Origin of the sequence: Bacillus cereus group sp. N6 (assembly GCF_016483705.1) — a bacterium.
Lineage (GTDB): Bacteria > Bacillota > Bacilli > Bacillales > Bacillaceae_G > Bacillus_A > Bacillus_A wiedmannii.
Map to the genome: position 1 here is coordinate 54,096 of NZ_JAEHBI010000001.1, position 19,837 is coordinate 73,932.

The following is a 19,837-nucleotide window of genomic DNA, read 5'->3' on the forward strand; positions in this document are numbered from 1 at the left end:
GTACCTCCAATAAATAATACCCCTGCTACAGTTAAGCAGGGGAGTTATCATTAATTTTTAACTAATTCATTTACTTTTTCAAGAGAAAAAATACCGCTATTTCTAATGTTTTCAACAACTTGTTGTAACACTTCTTTATCTTGAACAAGTGCAATACGTACAAAGCCTTCTCCATGAGGTCCAAATGCATGACCTGGTGTAACAACGACATTCGCACGATCCATTAATGCATAAGCGAAATTTATCGAAGTCCAGCCTTTCGGAATTTCGGCCCAGACGAACATACTACCAGCTGGTTTATCAACATTCCAACCAAATGTTCGGAATCCATCAACTAAAGTATCTCTACGTTCTTGATAAATACCGCGATTTTTCTCACAAAACGCAGCGCCATTTCTTAGTGCCGCTGATGCTGCTTTTTGAATTGGTAAAAACACACCATAATCTGTATTTGATTTAAATTGAGTAAGTGCACGAACAATTTCTTCGTTTCCAATCATATATCCAATACGGCTACCTGCTAAACTATAACTTTTTGATAAAGAGTTGATTTCTACTCCAACTTCTTTAGCACCAGGTACAGAGAGGAAGCTAATTGGTTTATTACCATCAAAATAAAATTCAGCATAAGCAAAATCATGGACAACAATAATGTTATGCTTTTTCGCAAATGCAATTACCTCTTTAAAGAAATTTGCATGAGCCATTGCTGGAACCGGATTCCCTGGGAAGTTTAAAATCATCATCTTCGCTTGATCGGCAATTTCTTCAGGAATTAGCTCTAAGTTAGGTAAGAAATCATTTTCTTTCTTTAATGGCATGTAGTAAGATGTTGCACCAGCCATTTGAATTCCAGTTTCATAAGCTGTATATCCTGGATCCGGAACTAATATAATATCTCCCGGATTTGCATAAACCATAGATAAATGAACGAGTCCGTCTTGTGAACCCATTAATAATAAAACTTCTTTATCGGCATTTAATTTAACGTTATGAGTGTTGTTGTAATATTCAGTTACAGCTTCGTGAAATTCTTGAATACCACTTAATGTGTATCCATAGCTTTCTTTTTCACTTGCTGTATGTACCATTTCTTCTCTTACGAAATCAGCAGGCGGCATATCAGGATTCCCGATACTTAAATCAATCATTTTGTGACCTGCTGCAATTTTTTCTTTTTTATAAGCCCCTAATTCACTAAATATAGAAGATTGGAATGCTTTCATTCTAGTTGCTAACGTGTAAGTCATCAAAACCCCTCCTAAAAACAGTGTTTTCTTTCTGCGTTTTTAATTATTCTGAAAACACATGTTTACATTTTATCATTTTTTTATGAAAATTAAAACGATTGACAAATTTAGAGGGAGGATAATAAGGAGAAACATATAAGACGCAGAAAATATTTTCTGCGTCTTATATGAAGTGTAATCATTTCTTTTTATATGTACATAACTTTTCCACTGCATAAAAGTATACATTTAATTTGCCATCGACAACTTTTAAAGTTTGATCCGATGTAAATGAGTTACCATAATCAATGTGATATACATTAGAATTCTTTACAAATGAGCCCTTGTATAAATCTTCTTTTTCCTTTGATGTTTGCATCTCCACTAAATATTGAACAATTTTTTCTTTCTTTTCTTCTTTTACAACTGTTTCAAATTTATAAGATGCAGGGCAAAGACCATTTTTGTTGTCAACGACTTCCCAAGAACCGTATATATCATTATTGCTACATCCGCTAAGTAGAACGATGAATATTGGAATAATTAATAGAACCTTTTTCATTTTGTACTCCTTTCTTTTCATTTTTAATAAACGTGCGAATACGATACGAATATTGTAATAAATAAAGTTTAAATTTTTATAAAGAATTATTTAATTTCACATAAAAATTTAGACGGAATTGAAAAAGCATGAATCTAGTGCAAAGTCAGATTCATGCAGAGTACTATAATCTATGTTATGTCTCTTTTGAGGAAAAATAATGAGGAAAGTAGGATCATTATTCCATTTAAAATATATATAATTGCAACAATGAAGGCTAGCCCACCTGCGCCAAATCCAGCTTTATCAAATATAGAAGCGAATGCTACGGTAGCAAAAAAAACAATAGGAGTTAGTAGTAAAAAAATGAAACCTGCGATAATTCTTCTTTTAAGGTTATGTCCAGATAAGGAAATTGCTAAAAAGTTTATGATGCTAAACAGAGCTAATACAAAAATAAAGATACTAAATAACTGCATACCATCAGACAATTTCGCACCTCCTGTATATATCATGTTAGTATACTGTATTCGAAAGCGAAAGAGGGTACTCCTTTAAATAATTATAATAAGCGTAATAAATAAGGCTTTATATAACAAAGACGCATGGATTAATCTAATATGATCCATGCGTCTTTATTTATGTTATAAATTCGCAGATTGCGAAGGTTGTTTTTCATATTGTTTCTGTTTAGATAATGAAATGAAAATAATTAATAATGAAATCACACCGAAAATGAGAACCATATATTGCAATCCAATCGTATCTAAGAAGAAGCCTGTGCCGAGTAAGACAATTTGGAACATAACTCTCTCAAACATATTACGGAATGAGAAGAGACGACCATGATAGCTTTTTTCCACTTTCGTTTGGAAAATTGTCGACATAATAGGGAAGAAGCAACCAACACTAAAACCAAATAAACCAAATGATGTAAGAGACATCCATTTTATATCGCTAAAGAACAAGGAAAGGTGTGCAAAAGCGGTACAAACAGCGAAGAAATATAATAATTTTTCAGGTTTGAAATGGTCAGATAAACGTTTAATAACGAAGGCCCCTAACATAAATGCGACACCTTCAATGGTATATATAAAGCCTTTAATCGTTGGATCATGTTGCATTTCACTAATGTTGATTACCATTAAATTAAATCCGGCTATAAATAATAGAGGGATAATACTTAATATAAGTGCTGTAAAAGCAATAGGAATTCCTTTTAAAATACGAAATACTTCCATAAAGCTATTATCTTTCGCAGCTTGTTTACTTGGTGTTATTGATTTCTTATCTTCGAATTGTAGGAAGAAAGTTGAGAGGAATAATAGAGCGTATGCTGCCATTGAGAAGGCATACATATACTGTAAACTCATTACAACTAAAAGAATTCCACCTAGTGAAGTACCTGCAATACGAGCGATTGTACCTACATTCATATGTACACCGTTCATCTGTAATAACTCATGCTCACGTACGATGAGTGGAATTACAGATTGTAATGCAGGGAAGTAAAATGCTGCAGAAATTTGAAGAGCAACCATAAATGCAATCATGAAGGCAATGCTTTCAAATTGGATAGCGAAAAACATAAAAATAACACTAATAACGCGACCGAACCCAGCATAAAGAAGAACTTTTTTCTTTTCATACTGATCGATAATACGACCAGCCATAGGACCAACTAGTACACCAGCTAATAGTCCGATAAATAATATAACTGATTTCATGAAATCAGAAGGGACATATTTTTGCATAAATTCAAGGTTGCCAAGAATACCAAGCCATAGCCCTAGACCAGCAATAAACTCCCCAATTAACACAATCCAAACATTTTTATTACGCCACATAATGTAAAACCTCTCCGTCTTTTAAAATGAAAAACTCGTATATAAAACCTCCTTATTTTATGTATAATTTATAACGAACTTTTTTAGAGTCAGAGTCTATATTACGTGTTTCATGAGTGGATTTCAATCTTTTTGATTTGTCAAAAATTTGATTTGTTAGTTGCTAAAATAAGCAATGAAAATGTAAAAATTTTATGATGAAGTGTCTATTAAAAATAAGGATAAATATAAAGAAATTAAAAAAGCAAGAACGCATATACTACGTCTTGCTTTTCTCAAGTACAAAATTAAATATTAGATTGGCTTAGCAGCAGTTACGTTCTTGTCCAATAGCTAAAGCGCTAAAAGATAGAGGACCAATAACTTCTGCACTTGCACCACTAGTTAGGTTTTCTACAGTTAATGAGTACTCGTGTGTTCCACTACTAACATTTTGATCTATAGCTTGAAATGTTTGAGCATAGAATTGTTCAGAATCTGTAGATTCAATACCTACTTGTGTATTAAAAATCTCAATGTTATCACGGAAAATTCGGAATAAAATTTGTGAAATCTCAGTTATACCTTCTACACCAACTGTAGCTATTAATTCTACTCGATTATTACGTGAATCTCTACTTGAAATTCTTAATTTCAAATTTGCTAGAATTGCTTTATTTGGAGAAGCTGGGATTGCAAAAGTTGTTTCACCAGTTTTACTTATAGGTTGAGTAGCTTGGTAATCAATGATATGAGTCATATTTGTCACCTCCTCATATACTAAAATATGAAATTTACGATAAAATAGCTTGGACAAATAATAGAATGTTTTAAGAGAATTGAGCAAAATTGATCAAAGAGGGAGATTACATGAGGGCATCAAGAAATATATCACAATTACGTGATATATTTCTTGATGCTTTTTTTAATTAAGCAGAATATTCTTCTTTACGTACTTCGAAAAATTCATTACGACGTAAGTAATTATAAACTTTTTCTGAAACCTCTTCTTCTTCAGACATTAAAAATCGATGTTCAAAAGCATAGAATGATTGACCTTTAATTAATTTTACGTAGTAAATTTTACACGCCTCCTCTAGCATAATTCATAATTGGAACTTACCTAATATTATGATGGTCTATATGCTTGTTAATCATACTTGGAGTTTCAAAGGATAGAAGCTACGTAAATTGAAAAAGCTTACAAAACTGTAATGTTGTTGTCACGTTTTCCGATAGTTAAAAATAACCAATCTCTTCTATACTACAAATAAGTTATATAAAAAAATAAGGGGGTAAAAAAGATGGATGAAGTAATTGGAGAAGTTGTAGCAGGTATGTGTGAATTTGTAGTTGAAGTAACGGCAGATGCTATTGGAAATTTAGTTTCTAGAAATAATGAGGAAAAAGAAACGATATAAAAATATAAAGGCTGATTTCTAAAGGGAAATCAGCCTTTATATTTTTACATTATATTAATATTATTTAAATATTTGTTTGTTAGGATGGAGATGAAACTAATATTGGAGGTGATTAAAATAAATATGCCGAGTTTGGGATTAGATTTATCTAATTCTCGTTTAATTATGGCGAATGTAGACGAAAGGGAATATCATTTTATTATACGTGAACATCCGATTTTAGGGAAAATTATATCGCTACTTGAAAATGGAAAAGAATACGGCTTAATGGATAAACAAATCGCTAATAAAGATAAATTTATAAAATCGGAGCTTATTAAATTAGAGTATTTTAACATAGATGTTCTACAGCATACACCTGAATGGATATGGATTGGTATGGATCAATTTGGTTTACATGCTCGTGAGGCTACTTATAACGAAGTAGACGTTATTATGAAGTTGAAAGAGGATTTATATTATATAGATGTATATAAAAAAGTAAAAATGTAATAAATATTTAGTCAGGTTAGGGGACAAGTTCCCGTAGCCTTTTTTGTTTCGTAATAAAACGTAAAATTAATATTATATTGATGATAGGACAGCATGATAAGAAGTAAGCTGAAAAGAGGATTTGAAAATACATAAAGAGAACTTTAATTATTATATGAATCCCATATGTAAATAACAATAGAAAGAAGATGATAAAATGAGTAAAGAAGAGCTTGTGAAACAACAGTTTGGTAATAATGCGGAAAAATATGTAAAAAGTAAAATTCATGCTAATGGACCAGACTTACAATATGTCGTTCAACAAGTTGAGTCTCGTCATAATAATCGTCTTCTTGATATTGCTACTGGCGGTGGACATGTTGCGAATATATTAGCCCCATTGTTTAAAGAAGTAGTTGCCTTAGACTTAACAGAAAAAATGTTAGAGAATGCGAAAAATTTTATTATCAGTAATGGACATGAAAATGTATCTTTTATTGCTGGAAACGCTGAAAGTTTACCGTTTGCTGATGGTTTTTTTGATACAATTACGTGCCGAATTGCAGCACATCATTTTACGAATCCACCTCAGTTTATATATGAAGTAAATCGTACGTTAGAACATAATGGATTGTTTATTTTAATAGATAATGTTTCACCGGAAAATAATGAATACGATACATTTTATAATTTTATAGAAAAAAAGCGGGATCCGAGTCATGAACGAGCGCTGAAAAAAACAGAATGGATTACCTTGTTAGAAAAAAACGGTTTGCAAATGCAGTCATGTCTTACTTTTGACAAGAGATTTGAATTTGACTGGTGGTGCGATATGATGAATGTACCTTTGCAGAAACGTATGAAATTAACAGAGTGTATGATGAAAACACCAGTTGAAATGCAAGAATTCTTTAATATTCAAATTGAAAATAATAAAATAAATTCGTTTTATACTGAAATGGCATTGTTTGTATGTAAAAAAAGCGCGACATTAAAAAGATAAATTTCTTGCAGTCTTTTCAAAGTACGTTATACTTAGTACAGAGAAAATGAGAATTGAGGAAAAGTAATAATGATTCGCGTACGTATTGAAGGAACTGAAGAAGAAATGCTTGAATTTATGGAGAAAATGCCGGACATTCCTGGATTTGAAAAAACACATATGAGAGAACCGAGAAAAGGGAATAATCCAAAATACGATTCAAGTAAGAATGTATTAGCATATTTATCATATAAAAAGATTGAAGTCGCCAATAAATAGGCGGCTTTTTTAGTTTGCACTGTTTCACAGCCTTGTCTTTTTTACATAATAATAATAGTAGATTATGTTGAAGAGGGGTGAGGATAGTTAAAAAGAAAATCATCTTTTTTGGAGACTTTGGTATTGACGATGCTGTGGCGTTAATTTATGCAAATAAAACATGTAAATTAGATATTATAGGTATTGTTGCTGAATATGGGAATGTATCGCGAGAAATCGTAACAGAAAATGTGTATTTTTTAGAAAGATACTATGCTACAGAAGTGAAAATCATTGAGGGTGCAGCTAGACCAATGACAGCGGAAGAACCATTGTTCTTTCCCGAAATTCATGGGGATCACGGTTTGGGACCGATTATTCCACCTGATATGAGGATTTGTAAACGGGAAAATTTTTGTGAGTTAATTAAATTCATCGAGCCTTGTCCAGAAGATATTATTATCGTAGCGACTGGACGATTAACAACATTGGCAACGTTATTTTTATTATATCCAAATGTAATGGATAAGGTATGTTCATATTATATTATGGGCGGTGCGTTTTTATTTCCTGGTAACGTTACTCCTGTATCAGAAGCTAATTTTTATGGAGATCCAATCGCCGCAAATATTGTGATGAAGTACGCAAAGAATGCGACTATTTATCCGTTAAATGTAACGCAAGCAGCCCTCATTACTCCTGAAATGGTGGATATTATTAATAAAGAAGGAACAGGGCAAGCGAAGCTTATTAAACCAATGATCGATTTTTATTATGAGAACTTTTATAAAAAAGAATACCCGGGTATTGCTGGAAGTCCAATTCACGATTTACTTCCGTTCATTTCATTTATAAATGATGATATTTTTGAATACAAAAAATCTGCAGTTTGGATTAGTACGACAAATGACGTAACAAGAGGACAAAGTGTGGCAGACTTTAGAAAAATAGCCGAGCCAACAACATTTGATAATAGACCAATTCAAAAAATTGCAGTTGGTTTTAACTATCCTGCATTTAAAGAAGAGTTTATGCGGACAATATTAAAGCCTGACTGTCCTTAATATGTGTATTACGAATAACATCAACCTCGAGTCGAAAAACTGGCCGTTCATTATTTTGAAATAATCTAATAGTTGATCTGTATGAATAACTATTGAAAAATGTAACATAACTAATGGTAAGCAATTGTTTCTAATTATATTTTGATTGGTAAAATATAAAGGAGGTTATCATATGATTTGGTCTTTAATCGTCGGTGGTATATTAGGATGGCTTGCGAGCTTAATTACTGGAAAGGACGTACCTGGTGGTGTAATTGGTAATATTATTGCTGGTATTATCGGTTCATGGATTGGTTCGAAATTACTTGGTAGTTTTGGTCCAGTCATTGGTGGATATGCAATTATTCCAGCTTTAATCGGTGCGATCGTTTTAATTTTCATCGTAAGCTTCTTATTGCGAGCAATGCGAAAATGAATGTAAGGACTGTTTACATTTGTAAGCAGTCCTTTTTATATGTTATGCTAGTATTATACAATCAGGAGGTGTCAGCATTGAAAACATTTACAGTAAATTTCCATCAAGAAGATAATGCTAAAGCGACAACAGTACATAAATTAAGTGAAGAGGACTTCAATAAAGCAACAGAAAAAGGCACTCGTCATCTATTTGATTTAGATACAAACGTTGGATTCTTCGTATTCTTTGACGCAGAAGATGCAGAAGGTAATGATCAATACTTAATGTTACAATACGAAGGGGATCATGAAGAGCCAACTGCGTGCTACGGATTTGATTTAAAACTATACTATCAATTTTTAGCACTATACTTAAATGATCTTGAATTCCACGGTGAAACAGATGAGGAAGAGGAAGAGTATGGCCCAATTCATCATTTAGCTCACTTACTTTATCATATTGTTGAAGATGGTAAGTCAATCGAAGTGTAAAAATACATATGTAAAGCTGTCCTTTTTGGACAGCTTTTTTTATTATTATGATGAATGTTATGGTTTGAATAATGGTAAATGGATTTCTGATGGTGATAAATGGTTTGATTAAACAGAAAAAGCAACAAAGAAGACTTATCTTTCTTTGTTGCTTTTTCTACGTTTCAGGAAGGATTGCAGTGTAAATGGCGAGAAGGGATATATAAGGAGATGGAAAAAATGATAAATAATACAATTCCAAGTTTTTTAAAATTATGGGAAAGTAACGATGTAGAATTAGCAGTCCTCAACCAATACTTTACTTCGCATCCAGAGATATTTGAAGAATACTTTAAGTATCATTGTCCACATACGAGAGAACGAGTTTCTAATGCCATTAAACGATATCCCGCAAAAATAGAAGAAATTCGTATCATTGCAGAAACATTACCGACTATTATTCAAGAGATAACGAATGAATATCATTATAAATATAACTTTGATGTAAATATGAATTTTCATCTATTTGTTGGAGCTTTTGGCTCTAATGCATTTGTAGAAAGGGAAATTATTGGGGACATATTTTTTGCGGCAGAAAAATTATCTCCAGATGTAAATCACCTTCGTGTTATTGTCGCTCACGAAATAGGACATATATATCATAATGTTATGTTACAAAATGATGGAATGGATTGGACAAAAGCTGAGTGGACTGACGCGGCAGTTACTTTGTATCGTGAAGGTGTTGCAACATATTTATCAAAGCAAATTATAAAAGGCGTAAATGAATCAGTGTACTACTCATATAACAATGATGGTGAACGTTGGTTACAATGCTATATAGAAAATGAAAAACAAATAAAGAATCGTTTTTTGGAAGATTATATAGAAGGATGGACGTTCGAAAAAGAGAAAGAGTGGTTCCGGTTATCGGGAGGACAGTATTTTGGATACAACCGACTCGGTTATTTTTTAGGAACAGCTTTTGTAGAATATGTTGTACAAGCATTGGGAGAGAGTGAAGTATTTATTTTTTGGAACAAACACAATTTGAAAAGTGGTGTCATGGATTGGTTATCGAAAGGAATAAGATTATGATAGGGGGCTGAAATGTATGAAAGTGTATGTAAAGATAGCTATGTTATTTCTCGCTTTTACATGCATATTTGCATTAGTAGCATGTAAAGGGACAGACGAAAAAAAGGAAACAAACCCAACCTCTGAAAATAGTAAAAACGAACAGAATAACTCTGCTGAAGAAAAGAAAGAACCTGATGCAAAATCAAATAATGAAGGATCAACAAAACCAAAGACTGATTCAAGCACGAAAGATACAGTAATAAATCAAAAATCAATTAACTATGTTAAAGATTTGTTTGAACTAGCGAAAGAAGGAAAAGTACCTAACGTTCCGTTCGCAGCACATACAGGAGATATTGAAGAAATTGAAAAAGCTTGGGGGAAAGCAGATAAAACGGAACAAGCAGGTAACGGAATGTACGCTACCTTTACAAATAAAAATGTTAGCTTCGGTTTTAATAAAGGATCACAAGTTTTTGATGTACGCTCCTATCATGCTGAGCTAAAATCAATTACATTACAAGAAATAGAGAAAGCATTAGGAAAACCAGCTTCAGTTAAAGTAAATGGGGAAGATCAAATATATGTATATAAAGTAAACAATCAGTTTGAGTTAAAATTCATTATTCCAAAATCGACTGGTAAGGTAAATCATATTTCGGTATTTTCGCCAGAGGATAGTATTAATAAAATGGCAGGGTAATAAAAAAGGATGTCACAATAGTCTTAAGACTTTTGTGACATCCTTCTTTTTATAAAGAAAGCATCCTATAAAATATGAGTAGTATGCTCCGAAAGGTCTTTTTTCATTTTATTACGTTCTATATTTTGAATAAACATTGCTTGAATAATGCCTCCGACTACTAAGAAACAAGCACAAATATAAAATAGCATGCTACCGTTTAGTTGACTTAATAAAACCGCACCAAGTACAGGACCGCACGTTCGAGATATATCCCAATGTAACCCGTAAATTGAAAAATACAATCCACGTTTATCTGTAGGAGCAATTTCTGAAACGAATCGAAGTAAATGGTTTAAAGCAATACTTTCCCCAATGACTAAAAAGAGTAATGTGAAAAATAGTGACGAGATTGTTGCTGAAAATCCGTAGCCAATTGCAGCTATCGTAAAGCAGGTGTAAGAAATAAGAATAATTTTCGCCATAGAAAATCGTTCAGACCATTTCACGAGGAAAATTTGTAGAATGATTTCCATAATAGCCTTGCATGTTGAAATAAAAGCGAGTATGAATACGAAATCTGGAAATATATCTTTAGCGAAAATGCGATAATTTGTCTCAGTTTGAGCATAAAAAAAGCTAATAGGAATTGTAGAAATCATAAGTCCCAAAACGGCGTAATGTTTGTGTACAAATTGTTTTGGAGATGTTACTTCAAGTTTTTGCTTTGGCGTTGTAAGTGCTGGAGCAGTTTCTGGAAGCTGCGTCCAAACAACGACTGCATATATCATAAGTGTAATGCTTTGCATTATAAATAAATATTCAGGGTGCGTACGATAAAAGATAGTACCAATTATTGGACCGATTACGGAACCAATTGCAGCCATTGTATGCAAAAGAGCAAAAATTTCTGCTTGCTGTTTTTGTTTTGTTAGATCAGCAATTTGTGCACGTTGAGCGGGAATATATAAGGAACGGCCCACCCCATTTATGACGTAAAGCAAAGCAAATATAAAAACAGATTGAGCAAATACGAAGCTGCCGATTGCAACGCCTTGTAGCAATAAGCCGAGTAACATAATTTTCTTTCGCCCATATTTATCAGTCACTCCTCCAGCAATAAGTGTAAATACAATGTCTGAGAGAGGTTGTAGTCCAAAAATGAGCATAGTTATTATTATATTACCGTTTAACATTTTATTAACGTAAATAATCATAATGAGAGCTAACATAGATTCAGTCGTTCGGGTTAATAATTCGCCGCACAGCCTAATAATAATAGGTTTATTATAACGTAGTATGAGATTGTTCAATATTAATTCCTCCTTTCTATATTGAAATGATAAGATGAAAGGAGATGTGGAAAAAGGGTAGAAACAAAAGGGGTTATTTTTCACCTTTTAGGGGGATTATGATGTTTATTTTAGATCAATATATTGAACTATGGTGTGCCTATGGTAAAGGTAGACAAGAAGGAGAGCAATTAGAAGTAACGGTACAAATGATAGCAGAAACATTATTTTGTACGGAGCGTAATAGTAAATTAATTATAAAAAAATTAGAAGATTTACAATGGATCACTTGGTTTCCTGGTCGCGGGAGAGGGAATCGTTCTAAATTAATATTTCAAAAGCAACCAATTCCACTAATTTTAGAAAGAGGAAAAGAATTGACGAAAAAGGGGGATGTGAAAAGTGGAATCTCATTTGTGGAACGCTACAGCTCACAATTTCCATCAGTAAAGAAAGAGTATGAAGCTTGGATAGATTCCATATTTGGTCATCAAATAGAACGGACACCTGAAGGAAGAAAAGACGTACTTCGTTTGCAAGTACAGATGAATCTGGACATCGCTTTAGATCCAGTTTACGCGACAATGCGCTCAGAATGTCATATGGTTAAACATATTTTTGATACACTCGTATATGTAAATGAGGAAACAAATTCTATAGAACCGAGGATTGCTTTTCACTGGGAATATAATAATGCTGACAAGGTTTGGACATTTTATTTAAGAAAAGGCATTTATCTTCATAATGGAAAACGACTTACTGCACATGATGTTATCCATTCGTTGAATCGATTTATGGAAGCTGAAAACAACCCACACGCATGGATGTTACAACATGTTGAAAATGTTCGTGCAGTGGATGAATATGTTGTTGAAATTCAATTACATACGGAAAATAGGATGTTTTTACATATGCTAAGTGCAGAACAGTGTTCTATCGTACATGAAGATGAAACAGGAAGCTTCATTGGTACAGGTCCTTTTATATTACGTGAGAAAAATGCACAGTTATTTGTATTAGAAGTGCATGATTTATATTATCGTGAAAGACCTTTTCTAGACCGAATTGAACTAATGAATGTAGAGCAAAATGTAAATACGTATGATGTATTAGTAAAGGCGCAGTATAAAGATAAAGAAAAGCCTAAAAAAGAGTTGTCGCGGCTTGAATCGAACGTGACATATGTAACGTGCAATCTTGTAAAAGAAGGGCCAATGCAAGATGAGTTGTTTCGAAAGGCGCTATATAAAATTATTCATGGCGATAAAATTGTTCAAGAGCTCGGCGGTGAGCGTGGAGAAGTGGCAAAGAAACTAATATTAGCAAATGAAAGCATAGTAGAGATTGAAGAAGATATAGCTTGGTTAATTAAAAGGAGTACGTATCATAATGAAGTGTTACAACTCTATACATTTATAGGACAAGATCACGTAGAAGATGCACAATGGATACAGAAAGAGTGTGCGAAGTACGGGATTCGTGTAGAAACTAATTTTCTTGAAATAGAAGAGTTATTGGAAATAAGTACGATACAAAGGGCTGATATGATGCATGATAGTGCAACTATTAGTGAACGTATTGAAGATAGTCTGCTATATATGTTTCTTACAAAAAGTAGCTTTATTCATGGGCAAAGCGGCATGAACTTTCATAAAACGTTGTCCCCGTATTATAAACAAGAACGAGTAGAAAAAAGAGTTACATTGTTACGCGATATTGAGAGCACTTTGTTACGTCAAATTCATATTATTCCTTTATACCGCAATAAACAACAAGTAACTTCTCACGAAAAAGTACAAAATATAATGATTAATTCACAAGGGTGGATTGATTTTTATGAAATATGGTTTACATGTTGATATATAAGGGTTTTTACGCATTTTATAGGATGCGTGAGAACTCTTTTTTGTGTGTGAAATAGGGTTGTTTTACACATTGTTACGCTACTTGTGATAAAAGTCTATTTACAGCGTAACAGTGTTATGTTACATTGTTATCAGGAAGGAGTGTTATACAGTTGAGTACAGATTTAATTTCAAAAAAAGATTTATTAGAACTAACCGGTATTTCATACGGACAGTTATATAGGTGGAAAAGAAAAAATTTAATACCGGAAGATTGGTTTGTACGGAAGTCAACATTCACGGGTCAAGAGACATTTTTTCCGAAAGAAAAGATATTAGAGCGTATTGATAAAATCCAAACGATGAAAGAAGATTTATCTCTTGATGAACTAGCGAATATGTTTTCACCGAGTGTAAGAGAAATCCTTTTAACTAAGGAAGACGTTTTACGTAAAGGGATTGCATCAGAGCCAGTTTTACAATTCTTCATAGAACAAACGAATAAAACAACTGAGTTTCAATTTGTAGATATTCTTTATGTGTATATGTTAGAAGAATTACTACAATCGGGAGAGATTAGTTTAGAAGAAGGAAAAATGGTCTTGCAAGTTTTACGTGAAAATTATGAAGCGATTAAGCATAAACCTTGTGACTTAATCATTGTCCGAAAGTTAGGGATTTCTACATGTTTCTTAGTTTCAAACGTGGATGATTTAATTTTTGAAAAAGGAACCAAAATTGTCTTACGTGAAGCGATTATGAAATATACCGAAGCATTAAAAACGAAACTGTTGTAGTGGAGGAGAAAGTATGCGTACAGATAATTTGATTATAAATGGTTACGGTTCATCGAATGGCGGCGAGTTTCATAAAGTGCAATTAAATGGAAAAGGGACTGTTAATGGAAATATTGAATGTGACCAGTTTGAATGTAACGGTTACGGTGCTGTTACTGGAAATTTGAAAAGTAGCAATGCAAGAATTAGTGGATCAGGTAAAGTTGATGGTACAGTTATTGCGGAAACGATGCGAATTGATGGGAAAGCAACAATTACGCAAGATGTGAAGGCGAACAGTTTAAAAATTGCAGGAAAAGGTACAGTAGGTGGAAATGTAACTGGTGAAGAATTTAAAATCAACGGTCAAGCAACGATTGATGGGAATTGTGAAGTGGATACTTTTTCTTCAGAAGGACAATTTACAATTGGTGGATTATTAAGCGCCGATGAAATAAATATTAATATTCACGGTACATGTCGAGCAAAAGAAATTGGTGGTCAAACGATTAAAGTAAAACATAGACTAAGTACTTTTAGTAGACTGTTTAAATCAGTATTTGGTATGCAATTAGAGGCTGAACTATTAGAAGGTGACAATATCGATATTGATTATGCTCACATAAAAACGGTAAGAGGAAGCAATGTTACAGTAGGAGCTAACTGTGAGATTGAACTGATCGAATATACGGGTGTTCTTACTGTTGATAAAAGCGCAAATGTAAAAGAAATGAAGCAGATTTAATGGAAGGGAGAAAGTAATATGGAAGATCAACATAGTCTTACTGTTAATGGTTCTGGTAGTTCAGCAGGCGGTGATTATAACAAAGTGAAGATTCGCGGTGAAGGAACGATTTCTAATGATATGAGCTGTAATGAATTTAAAACGTACGGCACGAGTGAAGTGCGCGGTAATATGAAAGTGAAAAATTATGTCGTGTATGGAGATAGTGAAGTACAAGGAAATGTAGATGCGGAATATGTAAAAGTATACGGAAATACACAAATGAATAGTGATGCCCATATTGAAAAAACGAAAGTAAGAGGTATGATAGAAGTTAAAGGGAAGTTTACTGGTGATTTCGTAGATGTGAAAGGCGCTTTAAATGTGAAAGGAGATATTGAAGTTGAAGAACTATCACTAACTGGTGGCCTTGAAAGTGATGGATTACTTAATGCTGAAAATATTGAAATTTCACTTCGTTATGAAGGCAGCAAAGTGAGAGAAATCGGCGGTAAAAAGATTACCGTTCGTAAAAAAGCGAGATTTATTCCATTTACAAGTCATGCTGGAAGCCTCCAAACGTCTATCATTGAAGGAGATGAAATTTATTTAGAGCATACGATTGCTGAAGTAGTACGAGGAAATAACGTTACCATTGGTCCAGGATGTGAAATTAGTGTTGTAGAATATCATACTAGTTTTAATCAAAAAGGTAATGCAGTTGTAAAAGAACATAAACAAATATAAGTAGTACGAGGGAGAGCAAGGTTATGGTTGAGAAGAATAATAAGCTCGGCTTTGTTGTGGCGGGCTTATTGCTAGGTATTTTAATGGCATCAATGGATAATACCATTGTCGTAACGGCGATGGGAACGATTGTTGGTGACTTAGGAGGCCTTGAAAACTTTGTATGGGTCGTTTCTGCCTATATGGTTGCAGAAATGGCAGGTATGCCGATATTCGGAAAACTATCAGATATGTATGGTAGAAAGAGATTCTTTATTTTCGGTTTAATCGTCTTTATGATTGGTTCGGCACTTTGTGGTACTGCTGAAAATATTACACAGTTGGGTATTTATCGTGCCATTCAAGGTATTGGCGGCGGGGCATTAGTGCCGATCGCGTTTACTATCGTTTTTGATATTTTCCCTCCTGAAAAGCGCGGGAAGATGGGTGGATTATTCGGAGCAGTATTTGGTTTATCAAGTATTTTTGGTCCGCTGCTTGGTGCGTATATTACAGATTACATAAGCTGGCACTGGGTATTTTACATTAACTTACCGCTTGGCGTTTTAGCACTTATTTTTATTACATTCTTTTATAAAGAATCACGAGTTCATAGAAAGCAAAAAATTGATTGGTTTGGCGCAGTTACTTTAGTTGGTGCAGTAGTTTCGCTAATGTTTGCTTTAGAACTAGGTGGACAAAAGTATGATTGGGATTCTAACTTTATATTAAGTTTATTTGGCGGATTCGCTATTTTAATTATTGCATTTATTTTTATTGAGCGTAAAGTAGAAGAACCGATCATTTCATTTGAAATGTTTAAACAACGTTTATTCGGAATGAGTACCATTATTGCATTATGTTACGGTGCTGCGTTCATGTCAGCAACTGTATACATACCGTTATTCATTCAAGGTGTATACGGTGGTAGCGCAACAAACTCAGGATTATTACTTTTACCGATGATGTTAGGATCAGTCGTAACAGCGCAGTTAGGTGGATTTTTAACGACGAAGCTTAGCTACCGAAACATTATGATTATTTCTGCTGTTATTATGCTAATTGGACTATTCTTATTAAGCACATTAACGCCAGAAACAAGTCGTATATTATTAACGGTTTATATGATTATTATTGGATTTGGAGTAGGTTTCTCATTCTCTGTACTAAGTATGGCAGCTATTCACAACTTCGGTATGGAACAGCGCGGATCTGCAACTTCAACGAGTAATTTCATTCGTTCATTAGGAATGACACTTGGTATTACAATCTTCGGAATGATTCAAAGAACAGGTTTCCAAGATCAATTAGAAGAAGCTTTTAAAGGTATGAGCGGAGGAATGAATACAAACGCTTTAGGAGATTCAAGAGCTATTCTATCAGAATCGGCAAGATCTCAAATCCCGCCGCAAATATTAGATAAAATTATTGACGCTCTTTCTAGCTCCATTGTTCAAACATTTATGTGGGCATTAGTACCAGCAGGTCTAGCATTCATATTTATTTTCTTTATGGGAAATGAGCGTATGGTAATTAAGAAACAGCAAACGAATAAAAAGAGTGAAACATCAAAAGCGTAATGAAAAAGCTACTTTCCAATTGGAAAGTAGCTTTTTCGTATGTACGGATTTAGATTAGCCTTCGATAATTTCGTATTCTTCGTCTGCTAATAATAAAATTTGTGTTTTCTTACCTTTGTTTTGAACTTCGATTACATCGTATGCACCTAAGTCTCTTAGTTTGTTTTGAGAAGCGTTAACCATAACTTCCATAGAATCAATTAAGATATCTTCTTCAATGTATGATTCAGGCAATGCCATATCTTCTGTTTCTAATACACATGCATATAGATTTTGTAAATTTTCAGCAGTTGGGTTTTGTTCCTCAACATCAATGATATTTTTTACTGCTTCCATATTTTCTTCTTTTGCTTGGTATACTTTAATTTTAGCCATTGTTTTATTCTCCTTTATAACGTAATCGTAGAGGCTACACCTTATTATAACGTTTTTTTCATGAAAGATGAAATTGTTATATGTATTTATAGGAGAATTTATGTACTATTACTCATTATTGGCGTAATTTCATTATTAATGTGATGAGTAAGTAATTATATTCCTGAGTTAAAGTTATATTGTCCAAGCTTTTTTATACTCCGTTCATATTATATGTATTAGATAAAATATATAGAGAAGGGATGGAGTGTAAGTGGGTTGTGAGCCGAAACGAAATTATCGATTTTGCCAAAATAGTATTTGTGAATTTTTGCAAAATCTAGAGTCTTCTACAAAAGTTGAGAGTATTGTAATCGCCGGAAACGAAATTGTTGTATATTATTTTCTTTCATTTAATAAGAGGAATGGAATCGTATCCTTCGTACAGGAGGACAATGAGGTTATTTTTGTAGATTGCTCTAGGATTGATGCAATTCGAATAGGAAAAGTTTGTAGTTGTAAAACAAAAGTTAAATTTATTGAAGAGGATTTTAGTTTACTTGGGAATGTTTGTCCGCAATGTTTAACAGAGGGTAGTACACTCTTTTTTGACTTTCACAATCCAGAATTGAATTTATTACTACAAGCAAAAACAATTGATGCACCTAGTTGTACTGAATTTATAGATGAGATGGGGAATGTCGTAAAGCAAATTACTATAATAGGTGAAGCGATTGTTTCTAAAGATTTTGTTCAAGTGCCTGAACTATTAAACTTTCGATTAGTTTTATCTGATACGGCTACGAATCCTGTAAAGTTTGGAATACTGTTCATTAATTTCCCAGATCTTACGTTTATTATTCTTTTCGCATCGAGTGGATACCTCAACATCTCGAACTGTTTGAAAATCGAGAGTGGAGCTGGTAATACTGAGATAGAAGAGATGAAAAAGATGATATCGAATGACGATAATACGTACTCATCAGTTGTTAAAGTGACTAAAGTATATAAAAATGGAGGAACAGAATCATTTGTTTATAAGAATGAGTTATAACATATGTATTTAAATAAACCCTTAAACTAATGTTGAGGGTTTTTACATAATAAAAGATTATAGATTGCGAATTATTATTAAGTATATTATATGTAAACCTTTTTACAGGACAGTCATTTACTTATTATTAGATGTTATAATAATTTTATATTTATGAATAATTTATAATAATATGAAGTGTAGTAGAAGTTTGCTTATATGTAGAATAAAAGGACTTATGAAAAAAGTAGAAGTACATTGATTCTAACGAAAGAAGGAATGCGAATGGTATATGAAGCGAGTATACATACGAGAGAAAAATTAGTTACTATGTTCGAGGATTTCAATAACGTTGTTTTACTTTCTTATTTACAAGGACATATGGGTACTGCTTGGGTAAATGATCTTGAAAACCCAACAGTAGCGCAAGTTACGGTAGGGATTTTCACATTTTACGCTGGGGATCCAAATAGGGAAGAAACAGAAGAATTACTACGTAACATTCCTGATAGAATGTTAGTAATCGTAAATAGTGAAGAGTGGAAAAAGCGTTTAGAAACATTTTACGAAAGAAAAATAGATAAGTTTTTACGCTATAAATTCAAACGTAATGCGGAAGTTTTTAATCGTTCAAAATTACAATCTTTTATATTAGCGCTTTCAAAAGGATACGAGTTAAGAAAAATAGATGAACATATTGTAAATACCCCTACATTACATAAGGTCTCTGAAGATTTTACAAGTCAATTTCAATCGGTAGAAGATTATTTAAAACGAGGTATAGGGTATAGTATTTTGTACCAAGGTGAAGTTGTATGTGGTGCATCATCATATAGTATTTATGATGATGGCATTGAAATTGAAGTTGCGACTGATCACAATCATAGAAGAAAAGGATTGGCAACTATAGTTAGTGCGGCGTTAATCTTGGACTGTTTAGAAAAAGGGATATATCCAAACTGGGATGCTGCGAATACTACGTCTGCTAAACTGGCAGAAAAACTAGGATATGTTTTTGATAAGGCATATGATACGTATTTTGTGGATAATAGATGAAATCATTTTTAAATAAAAGAGCAGCTAGCAA

The 19,837-nt window shown here is 33.1% G+C and carries 23 protein-coding genes; 15 read left to right on the top strand and 8 right to left on the bottom strand.

The annotated features are described in order from the left end of the window. Window positions 1-50: 50 nt before the first annotated feature. From JDS99_RS00290 to JDS99_RS00315, 6 genes are all read right to left on the bottom strand, one after another. Window positions 51-1,250 carry an LL-diaminopimelate aminotransferase gene (locus tag JDS99_RS00290; RefSeq protein WP_199694157.1) on the bottom strand — a complete coding sequence of 400 codons (1,200 nt, stop codon included), beginning with the start codon at window positions 1,248-1,250 and terminating at the stop codon, window positions 51-53. A 178-nt stretch (window positions 1,251-1,428) separates the two neighbouring features. After that, window positions 1,429-1,791, bottom strand: a complete 363-nt coding sequence (locus tag JDS99_RS00295; protein ID WP_061673347.1) for a hypothetical protein — start codon at window positions 1,789-1,791, stop codon at window positions 1,429-1,431. Window positions 1,792-1,961: 170 nt separating this feature from the next. Then, entirely contained in the window at window positions 1,962-2,261 is a 300-nt protein-coding gene (locus JDS99_RS00300) for a hypothetical protein (RefSeq protein ID WP_098857867.1), read from the bottom strand. Window positions 2,262-2,414: 153 nt separating this feature from the next. Next, window positions 2,415-3,617, bottom strand: a complete 1,203-nt coding sequence (locus JDS99_RS00305; protein WP_048560752.1) for an MFS transporter — start codon at window positions 3,615-3,617, stop codon at window positions 2,415-2,417. A 304-nt stretch (window positions 3,618-3,921) separates the two neighbouring features. Next, on the bottom strand, window positions 3,922-4,356 hold the full coding sequence (gene exsC / locus JDS99_RS00310; RefSeq protein ID WP_199694159.1) for an exosporium protein ExsC: 435 nt from the start codon (window positions 4,354-4,356) through the stop codon (window positions 3,922-3,924). Between the two features lie 169 nt (window positions 4,357-4,525). After that, window positions 4,526-4,678: a YqbF domain-containing protein gene (locus tag JDS99_RS00315; protein ID WP_131932391.1), complete on the bottom strand. Its 153-nt coding sequence runs from the start codon at window positions 4,676-4,678 to the stop codon at window positions 4,526-4,528. 462 nt (window positions 4,679-5,140) lie between these two features. Between JDS99_RS00315 and JDS99_RS00320 the strand changes: the two genes are divergently transcribed. The 8 genes from JDS99_RS00320 (at window position 5,141) to JDS99_RS00355 (ending at window position 10,442) form a co-directional block, all read left to right on the top strand. Then, window positions 5,141-5,509, top strand: coding sequence for a hypothetical protein (locus tag JDS99_RS00320; RefSeq protein ID WP_199694360.1), 369 nt, complete (start codon window positions 5,141-5,143; stop codon window positions 5,507-5,509). Window positions 5,510-5,705: 196 nt separating this feature from the next. Beyond that, the gene (locus JDS99_RS00325) at window positions 5,706-6,491 is read left to right on the top strand and encodes a class I SAM-dependent methyltransferase (RefSeq protein WP_088063751.1); all 786 of its coding nucleotides are present in this window, start codon (window positions 5,706-5,708) and stop codon (window positions 6,489-6,491) included. Window positions 6,492-6,560: 69 nt separating this feature from the next. Then, entirely contained in the window at window positions 6,561-6,749 is a 189-nt protein-coding gene (locus tag JDS99_RS00330) for a DUF3970 family protein (RefSeq protein ID WP_000621879.1), read from the top strand. A 77-nt stretch (window positions 6,750-6,826) separates the two neighbouring features. After that, window positions 6,827-7,792, top strand: coding sequence for a nucleoside hydrolase (locus JDS99_RS00335; RefSeq protein ID WP_199694161.1), 966 nt, complete (start codon window positions 6,827-6,829; stop codon window positions 7,790-7,792). A gap of 172 nt (window positions 7,793-7,964) precedes the next feature. Further along, window positions 7,965-8,207: a GlsB/YeaQ/YmgE family stress response membrane protein gene (locus tag JDS99_RS00340; protein ID WP_000638305.1), complete on the top strand. Its 243-nt coding sequence runs from the start codon at window positions 7,965-7,967 to the stop codon at window positions 8,205-8,207. Between the two features lie 77 nt (window positions 8,208-8,284). Continuing rightward, window positions 8,285-8,680 (top strand): hypothetical protein, encoded by a 396-nt coding sequence (locus JDS99_RS00345; RefSeq protein ID WP_000847586.1) that lies wholly within the window; start codon window positions 8,285-8,287, stop codon window positions 8,678-8,680. 219 nt (window positions 8,681-8,899) lie between these two features. Further along, entirely contained in the window at window positions 8,900-9,757 is an 858-nt protein-coding gene (locus JDS99_RS00350; protein ID WP_199694163.1) for a gluzincin family metallopeptidase, read from the top strand. 16 nt (window positions 9,758-9,773) lie between these two features. After that, a complete protein-coding gene (locus JDS99_RS00355; protein ID WP_088082026.1) occupies window positions 9,774-10,442 on the top strand; it encodes a YjgB family protein in 669 nt (222 codons plus the stop codon). A 65-nt stretch (window positions 10,443-10,507) separates the two neighbouring features. Here JDS99_RS00355 and JDS99_RS00360 read toward each other — a convergent pair whose 3' ends face one another. Next, on the bottom strand, window positions 10,508-11,734 hold the full coding sequence (locus JDS99_RS00360) for an MDR family MFS transporter (protein WP_199694165.1): 1,227 nt from the start codon (window positions 11,732-11,734) through the stop codon (window positions 10,508-10,510). Window positions 11,735-11,835: 101 nt separating this feature from the next. Between JDS99_RS00360 and JDS99_RS00365 the strand changes: the two genes are divergently transcribed. From JDS99_RS00365 to JDS99_RS00385, 5 genes are all read left to right on the top strand, one after another. Then, window positions 11,836-13,572 carry an ABC transporter substrate-binding protein gene (locus tag JDS99_RS00365; protein ID WP_199694167.1) on the top strand — a complete coding sequence of 579 codons (1,737 nt, stop codon included), beginning with the start codon at window positions 11,836-11,838 and terminating at the stop codon, window positions 13,570-13,572. Between the two features lie 158 nt (window positions 13,573-13,730). Further along, entirely contained in the window at window positions 13,731-14,354 is a 624-nt protein-coding gene (locus tag JDS99_RS00370; RefSeq protein ID WP_073515374.1) for a YhbD family protein, read from the top strand. Window positions 14,355-14,367: 13 nt separating this feature from the next. Then, complete coding sequence (locus JDS99_RS00375; RefSeq protein WP_098091709.1) at window positions 14,368-15,078, top strand: bactofilin family protein; 711 nt, start codon at window positions 14,368-14,370, stop codon at window positions 15,076-15,078. A gap of 18 nt (window positions 15,079-15,096) precedes the next feature. Further along, the gene (locus JDS99_RS00380; protein ID WP_048560762.1) at window positions 15,097-15,804 is read left to right on the top strand and encodes a cytoplasmic protein; all 708 of its coding nucleotides are present in this window, start codon (window positions 15,097-15,099) and stop codon (window positions 15,802-15,804) included. 23 nt (window positions 15,805-15,827) lie between these two features. Further along, a complete protein-coding gene (locus tag JDS99_RS00385; RefSeq protein WP_199694169.1) occupies window positions 15,828-17,363 on the top strand; it encodes an MDR family MFS transporter in 1,536 nt (511 codons plus the stop codon). Window positions 17,364-17,417: 54 nt separating this feature from the next. On the opposite strand, the gene JDS99_RS00390 is transcribed toward JDS99_RS00385, so the two are convergent. Then, a complete protein-coding gene (locus JDS99_RS00390) occupies window positions 17,418-17,738 on the bottom strand; it encodes a hypothetical protein (protein ID WP_064449455.1) in 321 nt (106 codons plus the stop codon). 253 nt (window positions 17,739-17,991) lie between these two features. Here JDS99_RS00390 and JDS99_RS00395 point away from each other — a divergent pair, with 253 nt between their 5' ends. Both JDS99_RS00395 and JDS99_RS00400 read left to right on the top strand, forming a co-directional pair. After that, the gene (locus JDS99_RS00395) at window positions 17,992-18,771 is read left to right on the top strand and encodes a BC_2878 family exosporium-associated protein (protein WP_199694171.1); all 780 of its coding nucleotides are present in this window, start codon (window positions 17,992-17,994) and stop codon (window positions 18,769-18,771) included. A 264-nt stretch (window positions 18,772-19,035) separates the two neighbouring features. After that, the gene (locus JDS99_RS00400) at window positions 19,036-19,806 is read left to right on the top strand and encodes a GNAT family N-acetyltransferase (RefSeq protein WP_199694362.1); all 771 of its coding nucleotides are present in this window, start codon (window positions 19,036-19,038) and stop codon (window positions 19,804-19,806) included. Window positions 19,807-19,837: the final 31 nt, after the last annotated feature.

Bases quoted from the DNA above. Each gene is read 5' to 3' on its own strand.
- JDS99_RS00290 (WP_199694157.1), bottom strand. From the start codon at position 1,250: ATGACTTACACGTTAGCAACTAGAATGAAAGCATTCCAATCTTCTATA.
- JDS99_RS00295 (WP_061673347.1), bottom strand. From the start codon at position 1,791: ATGAAAAAGGTTCTATTAATTATTCCAATATTCATCGTTCTACTTAGC.
- JDS99_RS00305 (WP_048560752.1), bottom strand. From the start codon at position 3,617: ATGTGGCGTAATAAAAATGTTTGGATTGTGTTAATTGGGGAGTTTATT.
- exsC (WP_199694159.1), bottom strand. From the start codon at position 4,356: ATGACTCATATCATTGATTACCAAGCTACTCAACCTATAAGTAAAACT.
- JDS99_RS00320 (WP_199694360.1), top strand. From the start codon at position 5,141: ATGCCGAGTTTGGGATTAGATTTATCTAATTCTCGTTTAATTATGGCG.
- JDS99_RS00325 (WP_088063751.1), top strand. From the start codon at position 5,706: ATGAGTAAAGAAGAGCTTGTGAAACAACAGTTTGGTAATAATGCGGAA.
- JDS99_RS00330 (WP_000621879.1), top strand. From the start codon at position 6,561: ATGATTCGCGTACGTATTGAAGGAACTGAAGAAGAAATGCTTGAATTT.
- JDS99_RS00340 (WP_000638305.1), top strand. From the start codon at position 7,965: ATGATTTGGTCTTTAATCGTCGGTGGTATATTAGGATGGCTTGCGAGC.
- JDS99_RS00350 (WP_199694163.1), top strand. From the start codon at position 8,900: ATGATAAATAATACAATTCCAAGTTTTTTAAAATTATGGGAAAGTAAC.
- JDS99_RS00355 (WP_088082026.1), top strand. From the start codon at position 9,774: ATGAAAGTGTATGTAAAGATAGCTATGTTATTTCTCGCTTTTACATGC.
- JDS99_RS00365 (WP_199694167.1), top strand. From the start codon at position 11,836: ATGTTTATTTTAGATCAATATATTGAACTATGGTGTGCCTATGGTAAA.
- JDS99_RS00375 (WP_098091709.1), top strand. From the start codon at position 14,368: ATGCGTACAGATAATTTGATTATAAATGGTTACGGTTCATCGAATGGC.
- JDS99_RS00380 (WP_048560762.1), top strand. From the start codon at position 15,097: ATGGAAGATCAACATAGTCTTACTGTTAATGGTTCTGGTAGTTCAGCA.
- JDS99_RS00385 (WP_199694169.1), top strand. From the start codon at position 15,828: ATGGTTGAGAAGAATAATAAGCTCGGCTTTGTTGTGGCGGGCTTATTG.
- JDS99_RS00390 (WP_064449455.1), bottom strand. From the start codon at position 17,738: ATGGCTAAAATTAAAGTATACCAAGCAAAAGAAGAAAATATGGAAGCA.
- JDS99_RS00400 (WP_199694362.1), top strand. From the start codon at position 19,036: ATGGTATATGAAGCGAGTATACATACGAGAGAAAAATTAGTTACTATG.